The sequence below is a fragment of the Sutterella sp. KLE1602 genome (assembly GCF_001578585.1).
GTDB lineage: Bacteria > Pseudomonadota > Gammaproteobacteria > Burkholderiales > Burkholderiaceae_F > Sutterella > Sutterella wadsworthensis_A.
Map to the genome: position 1 here is coordinate 59,493 of NZ_KQ968520.1, position 9,023 is coordinate 68,515.

Genomic DNA, 9,023 nt, shown 5'->3' on the forward strand with positions numbered 1-9,023 from the left:
GATGCGCTGACTCAAGACCGAATCAGCCTGGGAGCCGGGGCTCCCGGATTGCCGTCACTCACGGATTACTTCTTGACGTCCGTGAAGTCGGCGTCGACCACATCATCGTCGGCGGGCTTGCTGCCGGCGGCGTTGCCTTCCGGAGCGGCCTGCTGCTGGGCGGCGGCCTTGTTCATCTTTTCGCCGATCTTCTGAGCGGCGGCCATCAGGTTTTCGACGGCCTTGTCGATGGCGGCCTTGTCCTCACCCTTGACCTTCTCTTCAACCGTGCGGATGGCGTCTTCGCAGGCGGCGCGGTCGGCACCGTCCACCTTGTCGCCGAATTCCTTCAGGGTCTTCTGGACCTGGCTGACGGCGGCGTCGGCCTGGTTGCGGGCCTGAGCGAGCTCGGCGCGGCGGTGGTCCTCTTCCTTGTTGGCTTCGGCGTCCTGCACCATGCGTTCGATCTCGTCTTCGCTCAGCCCGGAGCTGGCCTTGATCGTGATGGTATTTTCCTTGCCGGTGGCCTTGTCCTTGGCGGCCACGTGAAGAATGCCGTTGGCGTCGATGTCGAACGTGACTTCGATCTGCGGCAAGCCGCGCGGAGACGCCGGAATGCCTTCAAGGTTGAACTCGCCGAGGAGCTTGTTGGAGGCAGCCATTTCGCGTTCGCCCTGGTAGACCTTGATGGTCACGGCCGGCTGGTTGTCTTCAGCGGTCGAGAACACCTGGCTGTGCTTCGTCGGAATCGTCGTGTTGCGCTTGATCATCGGGGTCATCACGCCGCCGAGCGTCTCAATGCCGAGCGTAAGCGGGGTGACGTCGAGCAGGAGCACGTCGCGGCGTTCGCCGGTGAGGACGGAGCCCTGGATGGCGGCGCCGATGGCGACGGCCTCGTCGGGGTTGACGTCCTTGCGCGGATCCTTGCCGAAGAATTCCTTCACGACGGCCTGAACGCGCGGCATGCGGGTCTGACCGCCGACGAGGATGACGTCGGTGATGTCGGACGTGGACGTGCCGGCATCGCGCAGGGCCTTGCGGACCGGCTCGATGGTGCGCTGGACGAGGTCCTCGACGAGGGCTTCGAACTTGGCGCGCGTGACCGTGACGTTGAGGTGCTTCGGACCCGTGGCGTCAGCCGTGATGTACGGCAGGTTGATTTCGGTTTCCTGACGACTCGAGAGCTCGATCTTGGCCTTTTCAGCGGCGTCCTTCAGGCGCTGCAGGGCGAGAACGTCCTTGGAGAGGTCGACGCCCGTGTCCTTGCGGAACTCGTTGATCAGGTGGTCGACGAGGCGCTGGTCGAAGTCTTCGCCGCCGAGGAACGTGTCGCCGTTCGTGGAGAGCACTTCAAACTGCTTGTCGCCGTCAATGTTGGCGAGGTCGATGATCGAGATGTCGAACGTGCCGCCGCCAAGGTCGTACACGGCGATCTTGCGGTCGCTGCTGCCGCCCTTGTCCATGCCGAAGGCGAGCGCGGCAGCGGTCGGTTCGTTGATGATGCGCTTCACTTCAAGACCGGCGATGCGGCCGGCGTCCTTCGTGGCCTGACGCTGGGAGTCGTTGAAGTAGGCGGGAACCGTGATGACGGCTTCCGTAACGGCTTCGCCGAGGTAGTCTTCGGCGGTCTGCTTCATCTTGCGAAGGATTTCGGCGCTGACCTGCTGCGGAGCGAGCTTCTTGCCCTGAGCTTCGACCCAAGCGTCGCCGTTGTCGGCGCGCATGATCGTGAACGGCATCAGGTTGATGTCCTTCTGGACTTCGGCGTCGTCGAAGCGGCGGCCGATGAGGCGCTTCACGGCAAAGAGCGTGTTCTTCGGATTGGTCACAGCCTGGCGCTTGGCCGGGGCGCCGACGAGCACTTCACCGTTGTCCATGTAGGCAACGATGGACGGGGTCGTGCGGGCGCCTTCGCTGTTTTCAATAACCTTGATGTTGTCGCCTTCCATCACGGCAACGGCCGAATTGGTGGTGCCAAGGTCAATACCAATGATCTTCGCCATAGTGGTTTAATCCTCTAAAAGAAAACCTTTCGTCCGAAACGTCGTCATCTTGAGGCGCGGCACATGGCACACGCAGGAGCGTTCGGACCGTTCAAAAACTAACGTGTCCGCAGGCGGAATCTCCTCAGCCTGCGAACGACCTTAATCCCTATATGGGGATGCCCCCTTTTTTTTCAAGCCTTCTGCCGAAGGTTTGTCAAAAATAATTACATCCACCACCGCAAGGCTTTGCCCCGCAAGGGAAAAACATCACTTTTCCATTCTAAGGCCCATCAAGAAAAAAGGCGCCCCCGACGGGACGCCTTCTGATCAGAGCGGCTGTGTTCGGGCTTCTCAGCCCTGAGCGACGCTCACCATGGCGGGGCGCAGAACGCGGTCGGCGATCACCCAGCCGCGCTGGAAGACTTCGACCACGGTGCCGGAGGCGACGCCTTCGGGAGCGGGCACCATCGCGATGGCCTGATGCTGGTGCGGATCGAACGCCTCGCCCTTCGGATCAACGGGTTTCATGCCGGAGACGTCGAGGGCGTGCATGAACTGGCGGTACGTGGCGAGCATGCCTTCACGGACGGGGTTCTCCTCCTCATTCTTCGTGACCTCGAGGGCCTTCTCAAGGCTGTCGACGACGGGCAGCAGGTTTTCGGCAAACTTCTCGATGCCGAACTTGCGGGCCTTCTGAACCTCCTCGGAGGAACGGCGGCGGGTGTTTTCAAGCTCCGCCATGGCGCGCACGTAGAGGTCGTAGTGCTCCATCACCTTGGCTTCGGAGAGTTTCAGAGCCGTCTGAAGCGTTTCGATCGTCTGCTCGGGCGTTTCGGGCTGCTTGGCCTCTTCACCCGTACAGGCTTCCTTGCCCTCGCGGCCGCAGGCCTGGCCCTCTTCGGCGCACTTGCCCTGGCAGCAGCAGCCGGCTTCTTCCTTCACTTCCTGGTTCTGAGTATTTTCAGTCATATGTCACTCCGTATGAGCGTCGCCAGACGCCTGGAAACTGGGTCGGCCCGGGAGTCCGCTCCGTGGGCCCAATAGATTGCTTCTTATATGGGGACGGTGCGGCGTTTTTCAAGTCCGCTCATGCGCCGTCCGTGCGTCAGATCCAGCCCGCAGCCTCGCGCCTCACGATCGAGGCGTAGGCCTTCACCGCCTCGGGCGAGTCGTTGAGTGCGGCAATGTAGTGGAATTCCGCCCCTGCATCGTCCCTGAAGGCGGCCAGATACTCGCGGCGAAGCTCGTCATCGATCTCCTCGATCGTCTCCAGACAGTCGGCAGCGAAGCCCGGACACACGACGTCGATGCGCGGCACGCCGGCTTCGGCCAGCTCCCTGACGCTGTCGATGGTATACGGACGAAGCCACTCGTCGCGGCCGAAGCGGGACTGGAAGCACACGCTCCACGCGCCCTCCTCAAGGCCGAGCCTTTCGGCGAGAAGCGACGCAGTGCGCAGGCACTGCGCCTCGTAGACGTCGCCGCGGTTGCTGCTTGCCTGTGGGATGCCGTGGAAGCTCATGACGAGGCGGCCGCCCGTGCTCACGGGAGAGCCGTGCTCGTCCCAATAGGCGCGCACGTGCGCGGCAAGCGCGTCGATGTAGGCGGGATCGTCGTGATAGTCGTGAATCGTGCGCACCGCAGGCGCATCGACATGAGAAAGCTGGTATTCGCTCACGCCGTCCAGACAGGCCGCCGTCGTCTGGGAGGCATACTGCGCGAACATGGGCATGACGAGGACGCGGCCGACGCCGTCGGCCTTCATCCTGTCGAGGACGGACGCCGTCGACGGGCTGCCGTAGCGCATGGACCAGTAGACCGGAATCCCGAGCTCAGCCTCAAGCGCCCCGGCCGTGCGCCTCGTGTGCACGATGAGCGGCGAGCCTTCGTCGGTCCAGACGCCTCTGTATCGTTCGGCGGACTTCTTCGGACGCGTGCGCAGAATGATGCCGTGCAGAATCGGCCACCACTTCCATCGGGGAAGCTCGACGATGCGCCTGTCGCCGAGGAATTCGGCCAGATAGCGGCGGACGGCCTCTTCGGTCGGGGCGTCGGGGCTCCCCGTATTGATCAAAAGAAGCGCGATTTTGTTCGAATTAGCCATGGAACGGTGAGGTCTGGAAACGGATTCGTGGTTGTACCCCATTCTGGGACACCTTTCTTAAGGAACGCTTTTTCACGCCGCGCCGCAAAGGGCCTCGTCCGCAGTCCGTCCGCAGTCGTCATGAACGAAAACAGCCGCCTAGGGCGTACCCTGGCGGCTGCTGGAATCAGGTTGAGGTGCTTCTTCAGGCGGCCTGTGCGCGGCGGGTACTGCGCCACATGATGATCATGGCGCCCGCAATAAGGCTCATCCAGAACTTGCCGATCACCTGACCCACGATGAAGTCAAGGGAGCCGAAGGCGAGCGAGAGGAAGATCACGGAGTCGACGATCGAGCCCACGAGGCCGGAGAGCACGATGGCCAGCGTCAGATGACGTTCGCGAAGCGGCGTGTAGACGGCAAAGTCGGCCAGCTCGGAGAAGAGGAAGGCGCAGGTCGAGCCGAGAATGATCGCGGGCTCGGAGAGAATGCCGGAGAGCGCGGCGCCTGCGGCAATCGCGACCAGCGTCCAGCGCTTGCCGAGCAGGCTCTGGACCGCGTCGCGCAGAATGAGCGCAAGACCGGCGAAGAGCACGGCGGACGGCGACATGATGCCGGGCCAGACGGGAATGAGGCAGGGGCTGTCGGGCGGACAGACGGTGCCGACGTTCATCACCACCCAGTTGCCTGCGGGAATGGTGAGGATGAAGAGAATGAGGCTGATGAGGCCGACGGTGCGGCCGGACATGCTGAAAGGCATCTTGCGGGTCTCCAGGGGCTACCGGTCGGAAAGCCGGCGCTTGCCCAAAAGAAGGAATTGACGAGAGGCTGACACCCGGTCAGACGGTTCAGCTGCCGGTGTCGAAGAAGCGCATTATACGTTGCGGCAGATAATTGATGTTGCCCGGAACCCGTCCTTGTGGAAATCCGATGTGTCCTCCCTCTTCGGGAAAATCTCCCGTGACGAAGGCGCTCATCTCGCCCGCCGTCGGAAGGCACCACGGCGGCAGGAACGGATCGTTCTTTGCATTGAGCAGCAGAAGCGGCACGCGCACGTCGGGGAGCACCGTCTTGGCCGAGCACTTCTGCCAGTACTCCATCGCCGAGCGGAACCCGTGGATCGGCCCCGTGTACGTGTTGTCGAAGTCGAACATCGTGCGGCAGGCCTTCACGTCCTCCTCGCGGATCACGTCGGGAAACTGCTTCGCCTTGAGCTCGAGCTTCTGGCGGAGCGTGTGAAGGAACATGTCGGCATAAAAAGTGTTGACTCCCTTGCTGATGCGCTCGCTGCCCGCCACGAGGTCGAGCGGTGCGCCCACCGAAACGGCCGCCGTCAGGAAGCCCGCGTCGGTTCCGCGGTCCCCGAGGTACTTGGCGAGCTGGTTGCCGCCGAGGCTCACGCCCACGGCCCTGAGCTCCGCGTCGGGGAAGCGTTCGTGCACGGTCCTGAGCACCCATTCGCAGTCGTCGCTGTCGCCCGCGAAGTAGGCGCGCGGAAGCCTGTTCATCTCGCCGCCGCAGCTTCTGAAGTGTGCGACGACGCCGCGCCAGCCGCGCTCGGTGCAGGCCGCCATCAGCGCTTCGGCATAGTGGCTGCGGCTCGAGCCCTCGAGCCCGTGGAAGTGCACAAGTACGGGCGCCGACGGATCGGCGGGCTCGGGCACGGCCCAGTCCCAGAGCATGAAGTCGCCGTCGGGAAGCTCAACCTTCTCGCGCCTGTACTCGATCGCGGGCCTCGGCATGAACTTGGCGGGAATGACGGTCTGAAGATGACCACCGGGACACCAGGACGGGGCTTTGTAATCAGGAACGACAATGGGCATCACATGCTCCGGTTGATGGAAAATCGATCGTCCGACAGTCTAGCGCGTTTCGGACCGATCGAACGTATCGCCCTCTCTCAGAGGCGCATCGGTCTCAAACACCGTTCTCCAGAGCTTGAGCACGGCCTCGCGTTCGGCCTCGATCATGTCCGCAGGAACGCGCACGGGCACACCTTCGCCCGCATTGAGCCTGATCTCGTGTTGCAGGGCGCGGTAGCGTCGATACGCCCTCACGGCGGGCGCCGAAACGGCGGGATCCGTCAGGCCGAGGTCGGCCGCCTTTTCAAGAAGCAGGATGTTGCCGAAGTTGTTAACCAGCTCGGGATGCTCCGCGGAGTGCGTGAGCACGAGAAGCTGCACGATGAACTCCACGTCGACCATGCCGCCTCGGTCGTGCTTGATGTCGAAGAGCGCCGTGCGGTTGGGATGCCCGTCGAGCATCTTCCTGCGCATCTCGAGCACGCTCGCGCGGGCCTCGTCCTGCGTTCTCGGCATCATCAGGATCTCGCGCCTCTCGTCCTCGAAGCGCTTGCCCACGTCCGCATCGCCCGCCACGAAGCGGGCGCGCGTGAGAGCCTGATGCTCCCAGAACCAGGCGCCGTTGCCGTCGGCGTTCCTCTGATAGCGGCTGAACATGTCAAAGGACGACACGATGAGGCCGCTGTCGCCGTTCGGACGCAGCCTCAGGTCCACGTCGAAGAGCTTGCCCGACGACGTCTGAATCGTCAGCCAGCTCATCATGCGGCGCACGAGGCGGCTGTACGTGAGGTCGGCCTCCAGATCGGGATCGTCATAGATGAAGACCAGATCGAGGTCGCTGTCGTAGCCGAGTTCCTTGCCGCCCAGCTTGCCGTAGCCGATCACGGCGAACTTCGGACGGTCGCAGTGCTTCTTCGTCATGCTGACCCAGGCCAGATCGAGCACCTCCTCGAGCACGGCGTCGGCCAACGCCGAGAGATGGTCCGCCAGGCGCTCGACCGTGAAGCGGCCGTCAAGGTCCGCGATCAGCAGCCTGAAAACGGCGGAGTGATGGGCGTCGCGAAGCGCGTTCATCTGGCGCTCCTGATCGCCATCGGCCTCGACGAGCGCACGATGCAGCCTGTCCGCCCACTCGCTCCAGTCGACGGGCGTGAAGTCGTCCATCTCGTGGATGCGTCCGTCGACGAGCTCGTCAAGGATGATCGGATGGCGCACGATGTAGTCGGCCGTCCAGCGGCTCGCCGCCAGCACGCGTCCGACGCGCTCGGCGGCCTTCGGATACTGCGAGAGGAGCGCCACGTAGGTCGAGCGGCCCGCGATCGCCTCAAGCAGCTTCAGATAGCGGGAGAACACCTCGACCGCCGGCACCACGCGCGGGCCGTCCTTGGGAAGCCACTCCGGACATCCTTCGGCCACGACGGGAATCAGGCTCTGAAGGCGCTTCCTCGCCTCGTCGGAGAGGCTTCGGCCCGCACGGGCCGAGGCAAGACGCATGATGCGCGAGACAAGCTCGTCGACGTCATCGCCGTAGCCCAGAGATCTGAGCTTTCCTGTGAGCGCCTCGCTCGCGCTCGACGTGCCCGTCTCCCAGCCCGTGGGCCAGTCGGCCGTGTCTGCGGCGGGCTCATGGACCTGAAAGACGCTGTCGAAGGCGGCGGCGACATACTCGCGCACGCCCTCAAGACGGCTCCAGAGTTCGTCGGCGGGCATGCCCAGGAGGCCCGCCACGGCCGTGAGTCCCTCGCCTTCCTTCGGGAGGCGCTGCGTCTGCTCGTCGTTGACATACTGAATGGCATGCTCGACGTTGCGCAGGAAGACGTAGTGCTCGGAAAGCCTCGCGGCCATTTCGGCGGAAATGCCGCCGTCGCCCGAGAGCACCTCGAGCATCGCGAGCGTCTCGCGCCCGCGAAGAAGCGGATCACGTCCGCCGCGGATGACCTGAAGCGTCTGCGTGAGGAACTCGATCTCGCGGATGCCGCCGCGTCCGAGCTTGACGTTGATGCACGTGCCGCCGCGGGCGAGCTCGCGTCTGGCCGTCTCGGCGCGGATCATCTCGTGCAGGCGCGTGAGCGACGAAATAGCGTTGAAATCCAGATACTTTCTGAAGACGAACGGACGCACGAGGGACGAGACGTTCCGCTTCTGCTGCTCGAAGTCCTCAGGCGCCGAGAAGACGGGCTCGTTGATGATGCGGCCCTTGAGCCAGGCGAAGCGCTCCCAGTCGCGGCCCTGCGTGTAGAGATACTCCTCGAGCATGTCCGTCGAGCACACGATCGGACCCGACTCGCCGTTCGGACGCAGGCGCATGTCGACTCGGAAGACGAAGCCGGGCCCCTCGATGTCGTTCAGGGCGGGAATCACGCGCCTTGCCAGCCTTTCATAGAACTCCTGCACGGTGAGCGTGCGGCGGGCGTTCGGAAATTCGGGCGTCGCCCGCGTCTCGCCTTCCTCGTCGAAGAGGAAGATGAGGTCGATGTCGGAGGAGACGTTGAGCTCTCGGCCGCCGAGCTTGCCCATGCCCACGACCATCAGGTCCTGGGGACGTCCAGACATGCCGTACGGCACGCCGCAACGCTCGGCCAGCTCTCTGGCGTTGACCTTCACCGTCGCCGTGACGGCCGTCTCGGCGAAGTCGCTCATGAGCCTCACGACTTCGAAGTAGTCGATGCGACCCGTCGCGTTTCTCCCGATGATGTTCACGATGAGGCGGCGCCTCATCTCCCTGAGCTTCATGCGCAGCGTCTGGCTGTCGGCCGCGGCCGCCGCCTCGGCCTCCATGGCCTCCCGCGGGAACGTCTCCTCGACGATCCTCTCAAAATGCGCGAGGCACGCCCGAGCGTCCTCTCCGGGATGCATGGCCGACAACGACCGTGCGACAAAGGGCGAGAAGCGGACGACGTCCTCAAGAGTCAGTGAGGGCATGAAGGACTCCGAAAGCAGGAAAGTATCTATTGAATTCATGGGGCGACCCCGTCAGCCCATTCTAGCCAAATCGGCACGGTCTCAAGGAGAGTGTCGGGCGCCGCACCGCTGTTGGAGGTCCTTCGCCCTGCAGTTCAATGCCTTTGAAGCTCCCCTGTCTGAAGACAGAGGATTCACTTTGACCGTCAGACAGCTCTTTTAGGGGGCAAAGCCGCCTAAACGTCACCGTCCGTACAAAGTGTGCGCGGCAGA

The 9,023-nt window shown here is 63.6% G+C and carries 6 protein-coding genes; all 6 read right to left on the reverse strand.

The features are described from left to right. Positions 1-65 precede the first annotated feature (65 nt). Positions 66-1,982, reverse strand: a complete 1,917-nt coding sequence (gene dnaK, locus HMPREF3036_RS04310) for a molecular chaperone DnaK (RefSeq protein ID WP_062331847.1) — start codon at positions 1,980-1,982, stop codon at positions 66-68. 333 nt (positions 1,983-2,315) lie between these two features. Then, positions 2,316-2,933 carry a nucleotide exchange factor GrpE gene (gene grpE / locus HMPREF3036_RS04315; protein ID WP_062331848.1) on the reverse strand — a complete coding sequence of 206 codons (618 nt, stop codon included), beginning with the start codon at positions 2,931-2,933 and terminating at the stop codon, positions 2,316-2,318. A 136-nt stretch (positions 2,934-3,069) separates the two neighbouring features. Then, the gene (gene hemH, locus HMPREF3036_RS04320) at positions 3,070-4,068 is read right to left on the reverse strand and encodes a ferrochelatase (RefSeq protein WP_051008966.1); all 999 of its coding nucleotides are present in this window, start codon (positions 4,066-4,068) and stop codon (positions 3,070-3,072) included. Positions 4,069-4,252: 184 nt separating this feature from the next. Then, positions 4,253-4,807, reverse strand: a complete 555-nt coding sequence (locus HMPREF3036_RS04325) for a VUT family protein (protein ID WP_005433709.1) — start codon at positions 4,805-4,807, stop codon at positions 4,253-4,255. A gap of 88 nt (positions 4,808-4,895) precedes the next feature. After that, positions 4,896-5,870, reverse strand: a complete 975-nt coding sequence (locus HMPREF3036_RS04330) for a YheT family hydrolase (RefSeq protein ID WP_005433710.1) — start codon at positions 5,868-5,870, stop codon at positions 4,896-4,898. A gap of 39 nt (positions 5,871-5,909) precedes the next feature. After that, positions 5,910-8,771, reverse strand: a complete 2,862-nt coding sequence (glnE, locus tag HMPREF3036_RS04335; protein ID WP_005433711.1) for a bifunctional [glutamate--ammonia ligase]-adenylyl-L-tyrosine phosphorylase/[glutamate--ammonia-ligase] adenylyltransferase — start codon at positions 8,769-8,771, stop codon at positions 5,910-5,912. Between the last annotated feature and the right edge of the window lie 252 nt (positions 8,772-9,023).

Bases quoted from the DNA above. Each gene is read 5' to 3' on its own strand.
- dnaK (WP_062331847.1), bottom strand. From the start codon at position 1,982: ATGGCGAAGATCATTGGTATTGACCTTGGCACCACCAATTCGGCCGTT.
- grpE (WP_062331848.1), bottom strand. From the start codon at position 2,933: ATGACTGAAAATACTCAGAACCAGGAAGTGAAGGAAGAAGCCGGCTGC.
- hemH (WP_051008966.1), bottom strand. From the start codon at position 4,068: ATGGCTAATTCGAACAAAATCGCGCTTCTTTTGATCAATACGGGGAGC.
- HMPREF3036_RS04325 (WP_005433709.1), bottom strand. From the start codon at position 4,807: ATGCCTTTCAGCATGTCCGGCCGCACCGTCGGCCTCATCAGCCTCATT.
- HMPREF3036_RS04330 (WP_005433710.1), bottom strand. From the start codon at position 5,870: ATGCCCATTGTCGTTCCTGATTACAAAGCCCCGTCCTGGTGTCCCGGT.
- glnE (WP_005433711.1), bottom strand. From the start codon at position 8,771: ATGCCCTCACTGACTCTTGAGGACGTCGTCCGCTTCTCGCCCTTTGTC.